This window comes from Roseomonas rosulenta (assembly GCF_016106005.1).
Lineage (GTDB): Bacteria > Pseudomonadota > Alphaproteobacteria > Acetobacterales > Acetobacteraceae > Neoroseomonas > Neoroseomonas rosulenta.
Window position 1 is genome coordinate 1 of the sequence record NZ_JACADR010000001.1, and the last position, 17,744, is coordinate 17,744.

Below are 17,744 nucleotides of genomic sequence, written 5' to 3' on the forward strand. Positions count from 1 at the left end.
CGGCCGGCATCGCGCGCGGTGCGCCGCCCTGCGGCAGCGGCGTGGCGGCGCGGGCGGGCGCAGCCTCGGGCAGGGTGCCGACCACGGCGCCGACGTCGGGCGATCCCGCATCGGCGAAGGCGACGAGCGCCTCACCCACCCGGACGCGGGACCCTTGTGCGGCGAGCAGGCGGGCGATGCGGCCCGACTGCGGGGAGGGCACCTCCACCACCGCCTTCTCCGTCTCCACCGAGACCAGCGGCTGGTCGGCGACGACGTGGTCGCCCTCCGCCACGTGCCAGGCGACGATCTCGGCCTCCTGCAGGCCTTCGCCGAGATCGGGCAGGCTGAAGACGCTCATGTCCAGGCCATGGCGCGGCGCGCCGCGGCGGCGATCCGCGCCGCGCCGGGAAGATAGGCCTGCTCGAGCCGCGGCAGGGGCATCACCGTGTCCCAGCCCGACACGCGCTGCACCGGCGCGCGCAGCGCGGTGAGGCCGCGTTCCGCGACACGGGCCGCGACCTCCGCCGCGACGCCGCAGGTCAGCGGCGCCTCCTGCGCGATCACCAGCCGGCCCGTACGGCCGACCGAGGCCAGGATCGCCGCCTCGTCCAGCGGCTTGAGCGTGGCGAGGTCGAGCACCTCGCAGCCGATGCCCTCGGCCGCCAGCGTCTCCGCCGCCGCCAGCGCCTCCGGAACCAGGCCGCCCCAGGCGACCAGCGTGACGTCGGCGCCCTCGCGCAGCCTCCGGCAGCGATCGAGCGGCAACGCCGTGCCGTCGTCCGTCACCGCCTCGCGCGTCGCGCGGTAGAGCCGCGTGGGCTCGAGGAAGATCACCGGATCCGGGTCGCGGATCGCGGCGAGCAGCAGGCCGTAGGCCTGGGACGGCGAGGACGGCGCGACGACGCGAAGGCCTGGCACATGCGCGAAGATCGCCTCGGGGCTTTCCGAATGATGCTCGATGGCGCGGATGCCGCCTCCGCTCGGCGTGCGGATCACGAGCGGGCAGGAGAGCCGCCCGCGCGTACGGTTGCGCAGCCGCGCCGCATGGTTCAGCACCTGGTCGAGCGTGGCATAGAGGAAGCCGCTGAACTGGATCTCCAGCACCGGCCGCAGCCCCTGCGCCGCGAGGCCGATGGCGAGCCCCGCGAGCCCCGCCTCGGCCAGCGGCGTGTCGAGCACGCGGCGGTCGCCGAAGCGCGCCAGCAGCCCCTCGGTGGCGCGGAACACGCCGCCATCGGCGCCGACATCCTCGCCGAGGACGATGACGGCGGGATCCTCCGTCATCGCCCGCGCCAGCGCGGCGTTGACCGCCTGCACCAGGGTGAGCTCGGTCGCGGTCATGGCGCAGCCGCCTCCGACGCCTGGCGGCGCAGCTCCTCCGGCATCGCCGCGTAGGTGTGGGCGAAGATCGCGGATTCGGGCTGGGGCGGCGTGGCGAGCCAAGCGGCGGCCTCGCGCTCGACTTCCTCGCGGCAGGCGTCCAGCAGCGCTTCCTCGGCCTCCTTCGACCAGGCGCCCGCGGCGTGCAGATGGGTCCGCAGGCGCAGCAGCGGCTCCTCGGGCCAATGGGCGGAGACCTCCGCATCGTCGCGGTAGCGGCTGGCGTCGTCGGCGGTGGTGTGGTCGCAGAGCCGGTAGGTCACCGCCTCGATCATCCGCGGTCCGTGGCCGGCGCGTGCGCTCTCCAGCGCCTCTGCGACGGCGGTGCGGACGGCGATGACGTCGTTGCCGTCCACCTGCTCGCCCTCGATGCCGGCGGCGATCGCCTTCTGCGCCAGGGTCGCCGCGGCGGTCTGGCGCGCGCGCGGGACCGAGATCGCCCACTGGTTGTTGCTGACGACGACCACCAGCGGCAGGCGCCAGACGCCGGCGAAGACCAGTGCCTCGGCCAGGTCGCCCTTCGATGTCGCGCCGTCGCCCAGCACGCAGACGGCGCAGCGCGGCTCATCCCGCAGGCGGAATGCGAGCGCCACGCCGGCGGCGTGCGGCGCCTGGCTGCCGACCGGGACGTTGACGGGGAAGTCCTGGCGCGGCCCGGCGAAGTCGCTGCCGCGCTCGTCGCCGCCCCAGTAGAGGAAGAGTTCGTGCATCGTCACGCCGCGCCAGAGTTGGGCGCCATGCTCGCGGAAGCTCGGGACCAGCACGTCCTCCTCGCGCATCGCCGCGGCGAGGCCCACGCCCACCGCCTCCTGCCCGAGCGAGGAGGCATAGGTGCCGAGCCGCCCGGTGCGCTGCAGCGCGACCGCCTTCTGGTCGAAGGCACGCGTGCGCGCCATCGCGCGGTACAGCGGCACGAGCGCGGCGGGCGCGGCCCAGTCGGGCAGGGGCCCGAGGGCGCCGCCATCCCTGTCGAGGTGACGGCGCAATGCCACCGAGAACTGCGCGGCGGTGGTGGTCACCACGGGCGCTTCCTCCTGCGCGGTGCCGGAAACGCATCGGCTGCGGCAGGGATTGAACGCAGATCCGGCGCTATCCCGCTTTGACCTCCGTCAAGTACCGCCCGCTGCTCGTCAGGGCGCGTCGCCTTCCGCCGGAGCCCGCGGCACCGGCGCCTGGAGCAGTTCGAGCGCGCTGACCAGCAGCGAGACGGGTTCGCGCCCGCCGCCGGCGCTGATGCTCTCGATGTGGCAGCCTTCGGCGATCAGGTGCCGCGCCCCGGGCAGCAAGGCGCTGCTCACCGGCACCAGCCCGTCATTGGGGCCGTAGCCGCGCCGCTCCATCCAGCGTGCGGCGGGCAGGTAGAGCCTGGCCCGCCCGCGCGCGTTCTGCGGCGTGAGCTGGGTGGCCAGGCAGACTGTCGGCACCTGCGCCAGGACCTGGGCGACCTCGGCCGCGTGACGCGTCATCCAGCGTCGGCGCGCGCGCCGCGTCAGGTCGCGCAGCCCCTCGCCCGATCCGATGCCAAGCCCGCGCACCATCGTCATGGACGCCGCGGAGAGCGGACCGGGGCGTAGCACGACATCGGCGACCGGACTGCCCAGGAAGGGCGACTGCAGCGCGATGAAGCCGAGGCACTTCGCCCTGGCGCTCGGTTGCGTGAGCGCCGTCAGTGCCTCGACACCCCCCTTGCTGTAGCCGATGACCAGGGCCGGCTCCGGGCTGGCGGCGATCGCGTCCGCGAAGCGTGCGCCGTTCGCCTCGATCGGTTCGAGCGTATCGAGGCGCACCAGGCAAGGATCGGCCCGTTGCGCCTCCAGCCAGGCCTGCAGGCTGTGCATGTAGTCAAAGCCGATCGCATGCAGCCGTGCGGTGACCTCGCCGAAAATGCCATAGGCCAGGAACACCTTCCGGCCCTCCAGGCGGAGTGTCGTCTCGTTGGTCGTCCCGGCAGGATCCATCACGCCCCGTCCGCCGGCAGCGGCAGCAGGTTCATCCCGCCAAGCCGCACGCCGCGCTCGCTGACCAGCGCCTGCGCGAAGCCGCGCACGGCGTCCGTCGTGCCGCGCAGGACCACCACCTCCAGGCAGTTGTCGTGGTCGAGATGCGTGTGCAGCGTCGCGACGCCGAGCGCGTGATGGTCGTGCTGCACGCGCATGAGGCGCCGCCCGAGGTCGCGCTCGTGATGGTCGTAGATGTAGGACACCACCGCCATGCAGGGGCGCGAGGGTGTCTCCGCTGCGCCGGCATCGCGCAGCGCGCCGCGCAGCAGGTCGCGCATCGCCTCGGAGCGGTTGGCGTAGCCGCGCGCCGCCATGAAGGCATCGAGGCCCTCCGCCGTCTCGTCGTCGAGGGTGATGGTCAGTCGTTGCATGGCGCCCTCCGTGCCGGGCGAGGCTAGGCGAGGCCGCGACGCCTGGCACGTGGTATGCTGATCATTGGCATTCGTCATACGCGACGATACCCTCGCCGCCATCCGCCGGAGCCCTCCGCATGCCGTCTCGCCGCCTGGCCTGCCTGCTGGCTGCCACCCTGCTGGCCGCGCCCGCCGCCGCTCAGCCGCGCGGCGGGACGGCGGTGATCGCGGTTGCGGGCGATCCGGGGCACCTCAACCCGGCCATATCCACCGCCGGGCCGCTGCATGCCGTGGCGGGGTCGCTGTTCAACGGCCTCGTCGCGCTCGACGAGGCCGGCACGCCGCAGCCCGACCTCGCGGAGGGGTGGATCGTCGCACCCGATGGGCTTGCCGTCACCTTCCGCCTGCGCCCCGGCGTGCGCTGGCATGACGGGCGCCCCTTCACGGCCGAGGATGTGCAGGTCGGCTTCGACCGGCTGCTGCTGCGCCACCATGCCCGCGCCCGCGCCGGGCTTGCCCCGGCCATCGCGGCGATCGAGACGGAGGGGCCGCTCGCGGTCACGTTTCGCCTGCGCCGCCCGCATCCCGCGCTGCTGCGCCAGCTCGATGTGAGCGAGGCGCCGATCCTGCCCGCGCACCTGTTTGCCGGCACCGATCCCGTCACCAACCCGGCCAATCTGCGCCCCGTGGGCACCGGCCCCTTCCGCTTCGACAGCCATCGCCGCGACGACCAGGTCGTGCTGCTGCGCAACGCCGACTACTTCCGGCCCGGACTGCCGCGGCTCGACCGCCTGGTGTTCCGCATCATCCCTGATGCGAACACGCAGGTGAACGCGCTGCTGGCCGGCGAGGTCGACATGCTGGCCCGCGTGGCACCCCCCGATGCGGCCCGGCTGCGCGGCCGCGGCGTGACGCTGACCGAGACCCGATCGGCGGCGGGCGGGTCCAATTGCGTGATGACGCTGGGCTTCAACCTCGATCGCGCGGTGCCGGGCAACGCCGGGCTGCGCGAGGCCCTCGCGCGGGGGCTCGACCGGCAGCGCATGCTCGACCAGGTCGCCTTCGGTCAGGGGCGGGTGGCGGAGGCCCCGATCGCCTCGGGCATCGCCTGGGCGCATCAGCCCGGCGCGCTTGCGACGTGGTCACCGGATGTGGCGGACGCGAACCGCCGCCTGGACGCGGCCGAGCTACCGCGCGGCGGCGACGGGCTGCGCGCCAGCCTCGACATCGTTCATTTCCCCGCCTTCGCGCGGTGGTCGGAGATCCTGCGGCAGCAGCTCGCACCGCTCGGCATCGCGCTGCGCGCGCGTATGATGGACCCTGCGGCGCTGGCGCAGACCGTCTTCGCGCGGCGCGACTTCGACCTCACGCTCGTCTCCTACTGCAACGGCACCGATCCTGAGATCGGCGTGCGGCGCATGGTGCATTCGGCGGCGATCGGCAACGTCCCCTTCTCGAACGCCGCCGGGTATCGCAATGCCGAGGTGGATGCGATGTTCGACCGGGCCGCGTCCCTGCAGGAGGATGCCGCGCGCGGTGCGGCGTATCGCGCGGCGCAGGCGATCCTGGCGCGCGACCTGCCCTATCTCTGGCTGGTCGAGACCGACTTCACCGCCGCCTGGCGCGACAGCTTCGCCGATTTCGCGCCCTGGACGGGGCAGGTGGCGGAACGCGCCTGGCGCAGTCGCTAGCCGGGCCGCGTGATCGGCCTGCTGGTCCGGCGCGCGGCTTTCGGCGTCGTCGCCGTGCTCGCCGCGGCGAGCCTCGCCTTCCTGCTCGCCTGGCACGCGCCGGGCGGGCCGGTGGTCGGGCTGGCGGGCGAGAGCGGCGCGCCGGGATACCTCGAGGAGGTCGCGGCGCGCTATGGGCTGGATCGCCCGGGGACCGAGGTCTGGCTCGGCTGGATGGGGCACCTGTTGCGCGGCGACTTCGGCACCTCCTGGCGCGAGCAACGGCCGGTCGTTGCGTTGATCCTGGAACGTCTGCCGCTGACGCTCGGGCTGACGATCTCGGCCGCGGTGCTGGCAGCGCTGGCCGGCACCGTGCTGGGGACGATGGCGGCGGCGGGCACGGCGCGCTGGCCGGTCGCACTGTTCTCGGCACTGCATGCGCTGCCGGGCTACATCGTGGCGCAGGGGCTGGTGCTGGTCTTCGCGCTGTGGCTCGGGGTGCTGCCGGTGCAGGGGATCGCCGATGCGCGGGACCCGGCGGCCGGCGGCGTGGCGCTGCTGCTGGAACGCGTCCGTCATCTCGTGCTGCCGGTGCTCGCGCTGGCGCTGCACCAGCTCTGCTTCGTCGCGCTGCTGGTGCGCGCCGGCGTGTTGGCGCAGATGCGCCTGCCCTACGTGACCGCCGCCATGGCGCGTGGCCGGTCGCGCCGCGCCGCGCGCTGGCGCCACGCGCTGCCGCATGCGCTGCTGCCAGTCGCCAGCCTGACCGCGGCGCGTATCGGCGCGTTGCTCGGCGGGGCGCTGGTGATCGAGGTCGCCTTCGCGCTGCCAGGGCTCGGGCGGCTGGCGGTGACCGCGGCGCTCGCCCGCGACCATCCCGTGGTGATCGGCACCGTGGTGGTGGCCTGCGCCATCGCCTGGGCGGCGAACCTGCTGGCCGACCTGGCGGCGCCGCTGGCCGATCCCCGGCTGCGCAGGGACGCGCCATGACCGCGCGGCGCCTCGCCGTGCTGCTGCTGCTCGCTTTCTACGCGGCCTGCCTCGTGTTCGCGCCGGCTGGTGCGCTGCCGGCACATGCGGCGCTGTTGCCGCCTTCGCTCGCGCATCCGCTCGGCACGGACGAGCTTGGGCGCGACATGCTGCTGGCGCTGCTGCAGGCGGGGCGCAGCTCGCTGCTGGTGGCGGGCGTCACGACCGCGGTGGCGCTGGTCCTGGGTCTGGGTGCCGGCGTCGGCGCCGCCATCGGCCCGCCCCTGCTGGACGAGGTGCTGATGCGCCTCGCGGAGATCGTGGCGAGCCTGCCGGTGCTGCTTCTCGCCGTGCTGGTCGCGGCCCTGTTCGGCGGATCGGCGTGGAACCTGGCGCTGTTGCTTGGCCTGACACGCTGGCCCTTGCTGGCGCGGATCCTGCGCGCCGAGACGCAGGCGCTGCTGGCCCGCGAATACCTGCGCGCCGCCTGGGCACTGGGCGCGACACCCGGGCATGTGGCACTGCGCCACCTGGTGCCGAACCTGGCGGCGCCGCTGCTCGCGGGGGCGGGCATCGTCTTCGGCGGTGCGGTGCTGGCGGAGGCGGCGCTCGCCTTCGTCGGCCTCGGCGACCCTGATGCCGGCAGCTGGGGCCGCATGGTCGCGCAGGGCTTCGCCGTGATGGGCCTGGGCTGGTGGGTTTGGCTGTGGCCGGCGGCGATGCTGGTACTGGTCAGCGGATTGGTGGCGGTGGCCGCAGCGCCGCCCGAACAGCCCGCGTCGACGCCACGGTGATCCGCCGTCAGCTCCGCAGGCCTGGCGCCTCCTGCCCGGTGCGCGCGACGTACTCGCTGTAGCCGCCATCATACTGGTGCACGCCCTCGGGTGTGAGTTCGATCACCCGGTTTGACAGCGCGGCGAGGAAATGCCGGTCGTGCGAGACGAACAGCATGGTGCCCTCGTATTGTGCCAGCGCGGCGATCAGCATCTCCTTGGTGGCCATGTCGAGGTGGTTGGTCGGTTCGTCCAGCACCAGGAAGTTCGGCGGGTCGTAGAGCATCTGGGCCATCACCAGGCGCGCCTTCTCGCCGCCCGAGAGCACGCGGCAGCGCTTCTCCACGTCGTCGCCCGGGAAGCCGAAGCAGCCGGCCAGCGCGCGCAGGGAGCCCTGGCCGGCGCGCGGGAAGGCGTGTTCCAGTGCCTCGAACACCGTGTGGTCGCCATCGATTAGCTCCATGGCGTGCTGCGCGAAATAGCCCATCTTCACGCTGGCGCCGAGCGAGACCGTTCCGTCATCCGGCTCGGTCGTGCCGGCCACCAGCTTCAGCAGGGTGGACTTGCCGGCGCCGTTGGTGCCGAGCACGCAGCAGCGTTCGCGCCGGCGCACCAGCAGGTCGAAGCCATCGTAGATCACGCGGCTTCCGTAGCGCTTGTGCACCTTGCGCAGGTTGACCACGTCGTCGCCCGACCGCGGCGCTGGCAGGAAATCGAAGGCCACGGTCTGGCGGCGGCGCGGGGGTTCGACGCGGTCGATCTTCTCGAGCTTCTTCACGCGCGACTGCACCTGCGCGGCGTGCGAGGCGCGCGCCTTGAAGCGCTCGATGAACTTGATCTCCTTAGCCAGCATCGCCTGCTGGCGTTCGAACTGCGCCTGCTGCTGCTTTTCCATCAGGGCGCGCTGCTGCTCGTAGAAGGCGTAGTCGCCGGCATAGGTGGTCAGGCTGCCGCCATCGATCTCGATGATGCGGTTGACGACGCGGTTCATGAACTCCCGGTCATGCGAGGTCATTAGCAGCGCGCCCTCGTAGCCCGCCAGGAACTGCTCGAGCCAGATCAGGCTCTCGAGGTCGAGGTGGTTGCTCGGTTCGTCCAGCAGCATGACGTCGGGGCGCATCAGCAGGATGCGGGCGAGGGCGACGCGCATCTTCCACCCGCCGGAGAGCTTCCCGACATCGCCGTCCATCATCTCCTGGCTGAAGCCGAGGCCGTCCAGCACCTCGCGCGCGCGGCCCTCCAGAGCATAGCCGCCGAGGTCGTCGAAGCGGGCCTGGACCTCGCCGAAGCGCTCGATGATGGCGTCGAGCTCATCGGCCTTGTCGGGATCGGCCATGTCGGCTTCCAGGGCGCGGAGCTCGGCGGCGATGGTGCTGACATCGCCGGCACCGTCCATCACCTCGGCCACGGCGCTGCGCCCGGCCATCTCGCCGACATCCTGGCTGAAGAAGCCGATGGTCACGCCGCGCTCCGTGATGACCTGGCCCTCGTCCGGGGGTTCCTCGCCGGTGATCATGCGGAACAGCGTGGTCTTGCCAGCCCCGTTGGGGCCGACCAGGCCTGTCTTCTCGCCCTTCTGGAGCGCGGCCGAGGCCTCGATGAACAGCAAGTGCTGGCCGTTCTGCTTGCTGATGGAGTCGAGGCGGATCATGAGCGGGGCGGGCGTCCTGACATGGCGGGGCGCTTAGCCCCTGCCGCGCGCGCGGTCGAGGGGCCGGCTTGCCGGCGGGCGGCAACGCGCGCCACTGTGCCGGCGGAAACGGAGGAAGCGCATGGATCTCAACGGTGCGGTCGCGCTGGTGACGGGTGGCAATGGTGGTCTGGGCCAGCAGATCTGCCACGCCCTGGCGCGCGAGGGCGTGCATGTCGCGGTGATGTATGCGCAGAGCCGCGACCAGGCCGAGGGCGTCGCGCGCGACATCGCAGCGCGCCACCAGGTGCAGGCGGCGGCCTTCGGCTGCGACATCACGGATGGCGCGGCGGTGGCGCGGCTGGTGGCGGATGTGACCGCGCGCTTCGGGCGCCTGGACATCCTGGTGAACGACGCCGCCTACAACAAGGCGATCCCCTTCCCCGACCTCGACAGCCTGACCGAGGAGGTGTGGGAGAAGATCATGGCCGTCAACCTGACCGGCCCGATGCGCCTGACCAAGGCTGTGGCACCGGTGATGAAGGCGCAGGGGCGCGGGCGGATCGTCAACATAGCCTCGGTCGCCGGACTCGGGCCGACCGGGTCGTCGATCGCCTATGCAGTGTCCAAGGCGGGTCTGATCCACCTGACGAAGTGCATGGCGGTGGCGCTGGCGCCCGAGACGCTGGTGAACTGCGTCGCCCCCGGCCTGCTGGAAGGCACCCGCGCGACCGCCAACCTGCGCCCCGAGCAGGTGGAGCGGTCGGCGGCCACATCGCTGCTGAAGAAGGCGGCGGACAAGGATGACTGCGCCGAGATGGTGGTCACCATGTGCAGGACCGAGACGATGACCGGACAGACCGTGGTGATCGACGCGGGCCGCGTGTTCCACTGACTCCACCCCCTGGGGATGTGCCGCGTCGCATGCTATCGCGGCGCCATCATCAGCCGAAGGGATAGGACATGGGCGCTGCGCTCGCGGGCAAGGTCGCGCTGGTCACCGGTGCGGGAAAGAACATCGGGCGGGCGATCGCGCTCGGCCTCGCGCGGGATGGCGCGAAGGTGGTGGTGAACGGCCGCTCCGACGCCGCCGCGATCGAGGCGGTGGCCGCCGAGATCCGCGCGCTGGGCGGCAGCGCCGAGGCGATGCTGGCCGATGTCTCCGAGCCGGATGCGGTGGCGCGCCTGGTGGCGCAGGCCGGGCCGGTCGACATCCTGGTCTGCAATGCGGGGCTGCGGCGCCAGACGCCCTTCCTCGAGATGTCGCTGGCCGAATGGCGGGAGATCCTGTCGGTCGCGCTGGATGGCGCCTTCATCCTCTCGCGCGCCGTGCTGCCCGCCATGGTGGCGCGTGGCGGCGGGTCGATCGTGGCGCTCTCTGGCATCTCGACGCATGTCGGCACGCCGAACCGGGCGCATGTCTCGGCCTCGAAGGCCGGGCTCGAGGGGCTGATGCGCGCCATCGCGGTGGAGTTCGCGCCGCAGGGCATCCGTGCGAATTGCGTGGCACCCGGCGCGGTGGATACCGCGCGCGGCGCGAGTGCCGGCGCGATGCCGCAGGGCCTGGGGCGCGAGGCGGGCATCCCGATGCGCCGCAAGGCCACCATCGAGGAGATCGCCGCCGTCGTCCGGATGCTGGCGGGGCCGGAGGGCGGGTATGTGACCGGCCAGACCATCCATGTGAATGGCGGCGCCTTCCTGGCATAGCGCCTGCATGGCCAGCATCGTGCCTGCGCGGCCGCTTGTGACCGAACAGGCGCCCGGCCATGCTCGACGCATCAGGAGTTCCTCGTCATGCCCGATGCCGCCCCCCGGCCAGTGCCCCATCGGATTGTCGTCGTCGGCGGCGGCGCCGCGGGGCTCGAACTCGCCACGCGGCTCGGTGACCGTTTCGGCAAGCGCGGCGAGGCGAGCGTCACCCTGGTCGATCGCAACCGCGGTCACCTGTGGAAGCCCCTGCTGCACGAGGTCGCGGCCGGCAGCATGGACGTGGACGAGCACGAGCTCGACTACCTCGCGCAGGCGCATTGGCACAATTTCCGCTACCGCTACGGCGAGATGGTCGGGCTCGACCGCACTGCGAAGACGGTCATGCTGGGCCCGACGCAGGATGATGAAGGCCGCGTCATCACCCAGGGCAGCGCGCTGCCCTACGACACGCTCGTCATCGCCATCGGCAGCACGACGAACGACTTCGGCACCCCTGGCGTGCGCGACCACGCGATCGCGCTGGAGACGCCGCAGCAGGCCGTACGCTTCAACCGTCGCCTGGTGAATGCCTGTATCCGCGCCCATGCGCAGGAAGGGCCGGTGCAGCCGGGGCAGCTGCACGTCGTCATCATAGGCGCGGGCGCGACCGGGACCGAGTTGGCCGCGGAGCTGCACCACACTGCGCGTGCGGTGGTCGCCTACGGGCTCGATCGCATCGACCCGGAGAAGGACATCCGAATCTCGCTGGTCGAAGCCGCGCCGCGCATCCTGCCGGGCCTGCCGGAACGCATCTCCGAAGCCGCGAAGGGATTGCTGGAGGGGCTTGGCGTCAGGGTCAGCACCGGCGTGCCCGTGACCCGCGTCACCGCCGAGGGCGTGGAGCTGAAGGACGGGAGCGTGATCGAGAGCCAGCTCGTGGTCTGGGCCGCGGGCGTGAAGGGGCCGGAGGTGCTGCGCGACCTGGCGGGCCTCGAGACCACCCGTACCAACCAGCTGGTGGTGCTGCCCACCCTGCAAACGACGCAGGACCCCGACATCTTCGCGATGGGTGACTGCGCCTGGTGCGTCATGCCGGGCAGCGACCGCCCGGTGCCGCCGCGCGCTCAGGCGGCGCACCAGCAGGCATCGCACATGCTGGCGCAGATCCGCCTGCGGCTGGCCGGCGAGCCGCTGAAGCCCTTCGTCTATCGCGACTTCGGATCGCTGGTCTCGCTCGGCGAGTACTCCACCGTGGGCAGCCTGATGGGCTTCCTCGCCGGCCGGAGCATGTGGGTGGAGGGGCTGTTCGCGCGGCTGATGTATCGCTCGCTGTACAAGATGCACGAGCGAGCGCTGCACGGCACGGTCAAGACCGCGCTGTCGAGCCTGGCGCGCACCCTGACACGGCGCACGGAACCGCGCGTCAAGCTGCATTGAACCGGCCGTGTTGCGGTGCGTCACGGGGAATGCCTAGTATCCCGGCAACACTGGGAGACAGGCATGCTGCCGACGCTTTCCGGGCTCGATCACCTTGTCGTCGCCGTGCGCGACCTCGATGCCGCGGCGGCGGAATGGGCGGCGCTGGGCTTCACGCTCTCACCGCGCGGGCTGCACAGCGCGCATATCGGCAGCGCCAACTACACCATGATGTTCGGGGAGGATTACCTCGAACTGCTCGGCGCGGTGACGCCGACGCCGCACAACCAGGCACTGCGCGATTTCGTGGCGGCGCGGGAAGGTCTGGACCGCGCGGCCTTAACTACGACGGATGCGGCGGCGGGCGCGGATGCGCTGCGCGCGCGCGGCGTGGAGGCGGTCGGCCCGGTGCATTTCAGCCGCCCGGTGCCGCTGCCCGATGGCAGCGAGACGGAGGCGCGCTTCAGTGTCTTCCGTTGGCCTGTCAGCCAGCGTGTGGGTGGGCTCGGCATCTTCGCCTGCCAGCACCATACGCGCGATGCGGTCTGGGTGCCGTCCTTGCAGACGCACGCGAATGGCGCGACGCGCATCCTGCGCGTGCTGGTCGCGACCGATGATCCAGCGGGCGGCGCGGCTGCGCTGGCCTCGGCAATCGACGGCGCGGCACACCAGAATGGCGATCTTCATGTCGTGGCCACCGCGCCCGGCCGCGGCGAGATCGCCTTCGCCCCGCGCGACGTGATCGCGCGACTGGCGCGGTGCGACGCGGCCGCGCTGCCGCGCGAAGGCGGCGCCGCCATGGTGCTCGGCACCACATCGCCCCGTCCGCCCGGCTTCGCCAGCGGCGTTGCCGTGATCTTCGACCCCGCCTGATCCCGCGCTGAGGAGAGCCAGACCATGACCGGACCGACCCGCCGCGAGACCTTCCTGCTCGGCGCCGCCGCGATGATCCCCGCCACCGCCATGGCGCAGGAGACGCCGCGCCGCGGCGGCGTGCTGACTGTCCACTTCGCCACCGAGCAGCGCATCCTCAACCCGTCACTGCAGGCCTCGACCGGCGTCTACATCGTCGGCGGCAAGATCCAGGAGGCGCTGCTTGACCTCGACGCGCAGGGCAATCCGGTCGGTGTGCTGGCGGAATCCTGGGAGAGCGCGCCGGACGGGCTGACCCACACCTTCCGCCTGCGCCGCGGCGTGACCTGGCATGACGGCAAGCCCTTCACCTCCGCCGACGTGCAGTTCACCGCGATGGAGATGTGGAAGAAGATCCTGAACTACGGGACGACGCTGCAGCAGTTCCTGGAGGCAGTGGACACGCCAGACCCGCATACCGCGGTCTTCCGCTATTCAAGGCCGATGCCGCAGGGGCTGCTGCTGCGTGCCCTGCCGGATCTCGGCTATGTCTCGCCGAAGCATGTGTTCGAGACGGGGGATATCCGGCAGAACCCGGCGAATACCGCGCCAATCGGCACCGGGCCGTTCAAGTTCGTGCAGTACGAACGCGGCCAGTTCATCATCGCCGAGCGCAATCCCAACTACTGGCGCGACAACATGCCCTACCTGGATCGCGTGGTGTGGCGCGTGGTCGGCGACCGTGCGGCGGCGGCGGCGCAGATGGAATCAGGACAGCTGCTGTTCAGCCCGTACTCCGCGCTGTCGATTGCGGACATGCAGCGGCTCGGCCGCGACCCGCGCTTCGAATCCACCACGCGCGGCAACGAGGGCAACGTCCGCACCAACACGCTGGAATTCAACTTCCGCAACCCGATCCTGACCGATATCCGCGTGCGAAAGGCGATCGCGCATTCGCTCAACGTGCCCTTCTTCATCGAGAACTTCCTCGGCCCCTTCGCGAAGCCGGGCACCGGGCCGATCCCCTCGGTCTCGACCGACTACTATCCGACGGCGGCGATGCCGCAGTACGGCTACGACGTGGCGGCAGCCAACCGCCTGCTGGACGAGGCCGGGCATCGCCGCGGGGCGGGCGGCGTGCGCTTCAACCTGCGCCTGACGCCGGCGCCCTGGGGCGAGGACATCGCCCTCTGGGCCACCTTCATTCAGCAGTCATTGAGCCAGGTCGGCATCCGGGTCGAGATCGTGCGTCTCGACGCTGCAGGCTTCCTGCGCAGCGTCTACAATGACTGGAACTTCGACCTGGCTTCGGGCTGGCACCAGTACCGCTCCGACCCGGCCGTCAGCACGACGGTATGGTACCGGTCGGGCAGCCCGCGCGGCGCACCCTGGACGAACCAGTGGGGCTGGACCGACCCCGCCATCGACGGGATCATCGACAACGCCGCGACCGAGGTCGATCCGGTGAAGCGCAAGGCGCTCTACGCCGACTTCGTGCGGGCCGTGCAGACCGAACTGCCGCTGTGGATGCCGATCGAGCAGATCTTCGTCTCGGTCTTCAACCGGCGCATCCGCAATGCCGGGAACAATCCGCGCTGGGCGTCCTCGACCTGGCACGACACCTGGCTGGCCAGTTGAGGGTCCTGCGCCTCGCGCTGCGCCGGCTGGCGGCGTCGCTGCCGACGCTGCTGCTGATCCTGGCGGGGATGTTCCTGCTGCTGCAGCTCGCCCCCGGCGATACGGTCGATGCGCTGATGGCGCAGATGGGCGGCGGCGACGCCGCGCTGGCCGAGGAGCTGCGCCGCTTCTACGGCCTGGACGTGGGCATCGCCGCGCAGCTCGGGCGCTACATCGTCAGGCTGCTGACGCTCGACCTCGGCTTCTCGGCCATCTACGGAAAGCCGGTCGCCACCGTGATCCTGGAACGCCTGCCGCCGACCATCCTGCTGATGATCTCGGCGCTGTCCTTCGCCTTCTTCTTCGGCCTGGTGCTGGGCGTGGTGGCGGCACGACGGGTGAACCGCTGGCCGGACACGCTGATCTCGACGCTGGGGCTGGTGTTCTACGCCACGCCCTCCTTCTGGTTCGGTCTGATGGCGATCGTGCTGTTCAGCGTCTACCTGCAATGGCTGCCGGCGGGCGGGTTCGGGGACATCACGCAATCCTACACCGGCTTTGCGGCCGTGCTGGATATCGCGCAGCACCTGGTGCTGCCGACACTGACGCTCGGGCTGATCTTCCTCGCCATCTACCTGCGCATCATGCGCGCATCGATGCTCGAGGTGCTGAGCCTCGACTTCGTGCGCACCGCGCGCGCCAAGGGGCTGAACGAGACCCGCGTGGTGGTGCGCCACGTGCTGCGCAATGCCATGCTGCCAATGGTCACGCTGATCGGGCTGCAGGCCGGTACCATGCTGGGCGGGTCGGTGGTGGTGGAGAGCGTCTTCGCGCTGCCCGGCCTCGGGCGCCTCGCCTATGAGAGCGTGGTACAGCGGGACCTCAATACGCTGCTCGGCATCGTCTTCGTCTCGGCGCTGCTGGTCATCAGCATCAACTTCATCGTGGACATCCTCTATGCGCGGCTCGATCCGCGCATCTCGGCGGAGTCCTGATGCGCGCGCTGAGGGCCTATCTGCGCAGCCCGGCGGCGCTGATCGGCACGGCCATCCTGCTGGCCGTTCTGGTGATGGGGCTTGGCGCGAACTGGTTCTATCCGGCCGATCCGCTGGGCCTGGCCGGTCGGCCGCTGCAATGGCCGGGCGCCAATCCGCGCTTCCCGTTGGGCACCGATCCTTCCGGCCGCGACATCGCGGCGCAGCTGTTTCACGGCGCGCGCATCTCGCTGTTGATCGGGGTCGTGGCGACGTCCATCGCGGTGGTGATCGGCATCGCGATCGGCGCGCTGGCCGGCTTCTACGGCGGCCTCGTCGACACGCTGCTGATGCGCGTGACCGAGGCCTTCCAGACCCTGCCGAACTTCCTGCTGCTGCTGGTGCTGGTCGCGGTCTTTGGCAGCACCATGCAGACGGTGACGGTCGCGATCGGACTGGTGTCCTGGCCGCCGGTGGCGCGCCTGACGCGTGCCGAATTCCTCACGCTGCGCACGCGGGATTTCGTGCAGGCCTGCCGGGTGCAGGGGTTGGGCGATGCGCACCTGATCCTGCGGGAGGTGCTACCCAACGCGCTGCCGCCGGTGATCGTCTATGCCTCCGTGGTCATGGCGGTGGCGATCCTGCTGGAATCCGCGCTGGCCTTCCTGCAGCTGTCGGACCCCAACGTGCCCTCCTGGGGTAACCTGATCGGGCTCGGGCGCAGCGTGCTGCGCACCGAATGGTATGTATCGGCCATCCCCGGCGTTGCGATCCTCCTGACGATCCTCGGCGTTTCGCTGGTGGGGCAGGGGCTGAACGATGCGCTGAACCCGCGCCTCGCGAGCGGGCGATGAGCCGCCTCATTGTCGAAGGCCTGACCATCCGCCTGCCGCGCGGCGCGGATCGCGAGAACGCCATCGAGGATGTGTCGCTGTCCGTCGCGGCCGGCGAGATCCTCTGTGTCGTCGGCGAAAGTGGATCGGGAAAGTCGGTCACCGCCTCGGCCGTGATGGGGTTGCTGGCGCCGGGGCTGTCCATCGCCGCGGGTCGCATGGCGCTGTCCGGCGAGGACCTGCGCGCGAAATCCCCACAGGCCTGGCGCGCGATCCGCGGTCGGCGCATCGCGATGGTGTTCCAGGAACCGATGACGGCGCTGAACCCGCTCATGGGCGTGGGCGCGCAGATCGGCGAGATGTGGCGCGTCCACATGAACCTGGACGCGCGCGAGGCCGAACGCCGCGCGCTGGCCGCGCTGCGCGAGGTCAACCTGCCCGACCCCGAGGGTGCGCTCCGCACCTTCCCGCACGAGCTCTCCGGCGGCCAGCGCCAGCGCGTGATGATCGCCATGGCGCTGGCGCTCGAGCCCGAAGTACTGGTCTGTGACGAACCCACCACGGCGCTGGACGTCACGACGCAGGCGCAGGTGCTGGCGCTGATCAAGGACCTGCAGAGGCGCCACGGCACGGCGGTGATGTTCATCACCCATGATTTCGGCGTGGTGGCGGAAATCGCCGATCGCGTCGCCGTCATGCGGCTGGGCCGCGTGGTCGAGGAAGGCACGGCGCGCGAGGTCCTGACGAACCCGCAGCACGACTACACCAAGGCGCTGCTTGCGGCGGTGCCGGGGCTGCACGCGCCGCAGCCGCGCGCACTCTCGCCGGACGAGGTGCTGCAGGTGCGCGGCCTGACCAAGACCTACGTCTCGCGGGGCCTGTTCCGCCGACGCAAGCCGGTGCGCGCGCTCGACGCCGTCTCGGTCACGCTGAAGCGCGGCAGCACGCTTGCGGTGGTGGGCGAGAGCGGTTCGGGCAAGTCCACGCTGGCGCGCTGCGTGGTCGGGCTGCTGGGCGCCGATGGCGGGCAGGTCGTTATCGGCGGCGCAGCGCTCCCCAAGCGCCGGCGCGATGCGGCGCGCCTGGTCCAGATGGTATTCCAGGACCCCTATGCCTCGCTGAACCCGCGGCGCCGCGCCGGCGCGCAGGTTGCGCAGGGGCCGATCGCCGCGGGCACGGCGGCCGCGCGCGCCATGCAGGAGGCGCGCGACCTCTTTGCGCTGGTGGGGCTCGACCCCGATGCGGTGGACCGCTTCCCGCATGAATTCTCGGGCGGGCAGCGACAGCGCATCGGCATCGCCCGTGCCCTGGCCATGAAACCTGAGGTGCTGGTCGCGGACGAACCGGTCAGCGCGCTCGATGTCAGCGTGCAGGCGCAGGTGCTGGCCTTGCTGCGGGACCTCCAGGCGCGTCTCGGCCTGTCGATCCTGTTCATCACCCACGACCTGCGCGTGGCCGCGCAGCTCTGCGACGAGGTGGCGGTGATGCGCAACGGCGTGGTCGAGGAAGCGGGTCCGATCGGCGCCGTCTTCGCCGATCCACAGAGCGCCTATACGCGCAGCCTGATCGAGGCCATTCCCGGCCGCGCGCTCTTCGGGCTGTAGCC

17 protein-coding genes are annotated in these 17,744 nt (G+C 71.4%); 11 read left to right on the plus strand and 6 right to left on the minus strand.

Annotated elements, in window-relative coordinates; genetic code table 11:
- From HW578_RS00005 to nikR, 5 genes are all read right to left on the minus strand, one after another.
- A partial coding sequence (locus HW578_RS00005; protein ID WP_304621622.1) for a biotin/lipoyl-containing protein occupies positions 1-340 on the minus strand: 340 nt, incomplete at its 3' end.
- Positions 337-1,323 carry an alpha-ketoacid dehydrogenase subunit beta gene (locus tag HW578_RS00010; protein WP_198368434.1) on the minus strand — a complete coding sequence of 329 codons (987 nt, stop codon included), beginning with the start codon at positions 1,321-1,323 and terminating at the stop codon, positions 337-339. The genes HW578_RS00005 and HW578_RS00010, both read right to left, overlap by 4 nt.
- Complete coding sequence (gene pdhA / locus HW578_RS00015; protein ID WP_198368435.1) at positions 1,320-2,381, minus strand: pyruvate dehydrogenase (acetyl-transferring) E1 component subunit alpha; 1,062 nt, start codon at positions 2,379-2,381, stop codon at positions 1,320-1,322. The genes HW578_RS00010 and pdhA overlap by 4 nt, the downstream gene beginning before the upstream one ends.
- A gap of 111 nt (positions 2,382-2,492) precedes the next feature.
- On the minus strand, positions 2,493-3,320 hold the full coding sequence (locus HW578_RS00020) for a hypothetical protein (RefSeq protein ID WP_198368436.1): 828 nt from the start codon (positions 3,318-3,320) through the stop codon (positions 2,493-2,495).
- Positions 3,320-3,733 (minus strand): nickel-responsive transcriptional regulator NikR, encoded by a 414-nt coding sequence (nikR, locus tag HW578_RS00025; protein ID WP_198368437.1) that lies wholly within the window; start codon positions 3,731-3,733, stop codon positions 3,320-3,322. The genes HW578_RS00020 and nikR overlap by 1 nt, the downstream gene beginning before the upstream one ends.
- Before the next feature lie 119 nt (positions 3,734-3,852).
- Here nikR and HW578_RS00030 point away from each other — a divergent pair, with 119 nt between their 5' ends.
- The 3 genes from HW578_RS00030 to HW578_RS00040 are packed head-to-tail and all read left to right on the plus strand — an operon-like array spanning position 3,853 to position 7,148.
- Complete coding sequence (locus HW578_RS00030) at positions 3,853-5,406, plus strand: ABC transporter substrate-binding protein (RefSeq protein ID WP_198368438.1); 1,554 nt, start codon at positions 3,853-3,855, stop codon at positions 5,404-5,406.
- Between the two features lie 9 nt (positions 5,407-5,415).
- Entirely contained in the window at positions 5,416-6,375 is a 960-nt protein-coding gene (locus HW578_RS00035) for an ABC transporter permease (protein ID WP_198368439.1), read from the plus strand.
- The gene (locus HW578_RS00040; protein WP_198368440.1) at positions 6,372-7,148 is read left to right on the plus strand and encodes an ABC transporter permease subunit; all 777 of its coding nucleotides are present in this window, start codon (positions 6,372-6,374) and stop codon (positions 7,146-7,148) included. The genes HW578_RS00035 and HW578_RS00040 overlap by 4 nt, the downstream gene beginning before the upstream one ends.
- Before the next feature lie 7 nt (positions 7,149-7,155).
- On the opposite strand, the gene HW578_RS00045 is transcribed toward HW578_RS00040, so the two are convergent.
- Positions 7,156-8,778, minus strand: coding sequence for an ABC-F family ATP-binding cassette domain-containing protein (locus HW578_RS00045; protein ID WP_198368441.1), 1,623 nt, complete (start codon positions 8,776-8,778; stop codon positions 7,156-7,158).
- A 121-nt stretch (positions 8,779-8,899) separates the two neighbouring features.
- On the opposite strand from HW578_RS00045, the gene HW578_RS00050 reads away from it, so the two are divergent.
- The 8 genes from HW578_RS00050 to HW578_RS00085 all read left to right on the plus strand — a co-directional run bounded on the left by HW578_RS00050 (position 8,900) and on the right by HW578_RS00085 (position 17,742).
- Positions 8,900-9,652 (plus strand): SDR family NAD(P)-dependent oxidoreductase, encoded by a 753-nt coding sequence (locus HW578_RS00050; protein WP_198368442.1) that lies wholly within the window; start codon positions 8,900-8,902, stop codon positions 9,650-9,652.
- A gap of 68 nt (positions 9,653-9,720) precedes the next feature.
- A complete protein-coding gene (locus HW578_RS00055; protein ID WP_198368443.1) occupies positions 9,721-10,464 on the plus strand; it encodes an SDR family NAD(P)-dependent oxidoreductase in 744 nt (247 codons plus the stop codon).
- A gap of 87 nt (positions 10,465-10,551) precedes the next feature.
- Complete coding sequence (locus tag HW578_RS00060) at positions 10,552-11,883, plus strand: NAD(P)/FAD-dependent oxidoreductase (protein ID WP_198368444.1); 1,332 nt, start codon at positions 10,552-10,554, stop codon at positions 11,881-11,883.
- Positions 11,884-11,946: 63 nt separating this feature from the next.
- Positions 11,947-12,735, plus strand: a complete 789-nt coding sequence (locus HW578_RS00065; protein ID WP_198368445.1) for a VOC family protein — start codon at positions 11,947-11,949, stop codon at positions 12,733-12,735.
- Positions 12,736-12,759: 24 nt separating this feature from the next.
- The gene (locus HW578_RS00070) at positions 12,760-14,352 is read left to right on the plus strand and encodes an ABC transporter substrate-binding protein (protein ID WP_198368446.1); all 1,593 of its coding nucleotides are present in this window, start codon (positions 12,760-12,762) and stop codon (positions 14,350-14,352) included.
- On the plus strand, positions 14,349-15,326 hold the full coding sequence (locus HW578_RS00075; protein ID WP_198368447.1) for an ABC transporter permease: 978 nt from the start codon (positions 14,349-14,351) through the stop codon (positions 15,324-15,326). The genes HW578_RS00070 and HW578_RS00075 overlap by 4 nt, the downstream gene beginning before the upstream one ends.
- Positions 15,326-16,159: an ABC transporter permease gene (locus HW578_RS00080; protein WP_198368448.1), complete on the plus strand. Its 834-nt coding sequence runs from the start codon at positions 15,326-15,328 to the stop codon at positions 16,157-16,159. Before HW578_RS00075 ends, HW578_RS00080 begins: the two co-directional genes overlap by 1 nt.
- A complete protein-coding gene (locus HW578_RS00085; RefSeq protein WP_198368449.1) occupies positions 16,156-17,742 on the plus strand; it encodes a dipeptide ABC transporter ATP-binding protein in 1,587 nt (528 codons plus the stop codon). The genes HW578_RS00080 and HW578_RS00085 overlap by 4 nt, the downstream gene beginning before the upstream one ends.
- Positions 17,743-17,744 lie beyond the last annotated feature (2 nt).

Excerpts from the sequence above, each read along its gene's own strand:
- HW578_RS00065 (WP_198368445.1), top strand. The coding sequence starts at position 11,947 with ATGCTGCCGACGCTTTCCGGGCTCGATCACCTTGTCGTCGCCGTGCGC.
- nikR (WP_198368437.1), bottom strand. The coding sequence starts at position 3,733 with ATGCAACGACTGACCATCACCCTCGACGACGAGACGGCGGAGGGCCTC.
- HW578_RS00045 (WP_198368441.1), bottom strand. The coding sequence starts at position 8,778 with ATGATCCGCCTCGACTCCATCAGCAAGCAGAACGGCCAGCACTTGCTG.
- HW578_RS00020 (WP_198368436.1), bottom strand. The coding sequence starts at position 3,320 with ATGGATCCTGCCGGGACGACCAACGAGACGACACTCCGCCTGGAGGGC.
- HW578_RS00070 (WP_198368446.1), top strand. The coding sequence starts at position 12,760 with ATGACCGGACCGACCCGCCGCGAGACCTTCCTGCTCGGCGCCGCCGCG.
- HW578_RS00050 (WP_198368442.1), top strand. The coding sequence starts at position 8,900 with ATGGATCTCAACGGTGCGGTCGCGCTGGTGACGGGTGGCAATGGTGGT.
- HW578_RS00040 (WP_198368440.1), top strand. The coding sequence starts at position 6,372 with ATGACCGCGCGGCGCCTCGCCGTGCTGCTGCTGCTCGCTTTCTACGCG.
- HW578_RS00085 (WP_198368449.1), top strand. The coding sequence starts at position 16,156 with ATGAGCCGCCTCATTGTCGAAGGCCTGACCATCCGCCTGCCGCGCGGC.
- HW578_RS00060 (WP_198368444.1), top strand. The coding sequence starts at position 10,552 with ATGCCCGATGCCGCCCCCCGGCCAGTGCCCCATCGGATTGTCGTCGTC.
- HW578_RS00055 (WP_198368443.1), top strand. The coding sequence starts at position 9,721 with ATGGGCGCTGCGCTCGCGGGCAAGGTCGCGCTGGTCACCGGTGCGGGA.
- HW578_RS00080 (WP_198368448.1), top strand. The coding sequence starts at position 15,326 with ATGCGCGCGCTGAGGGCCTATCTGCGCAGCCCGGCGGCGCTGATCGGC.
- HW578_RS00010 (WP_198368434.1), bottom strand. The coding sequence starts at position 1,323 with ATGACCGCGACCGAGCTCACCCTGGTGCAGGCGGTCAACGCCGCGCTG.
- HW578_RS00030 (WP_198368438.1), top strand. The coding sequence starts at position 3,853 with ATGCCGTCTCGCCGCCTGGCCTGCCTGCTGGCTGCCACCCTGCTGGCC.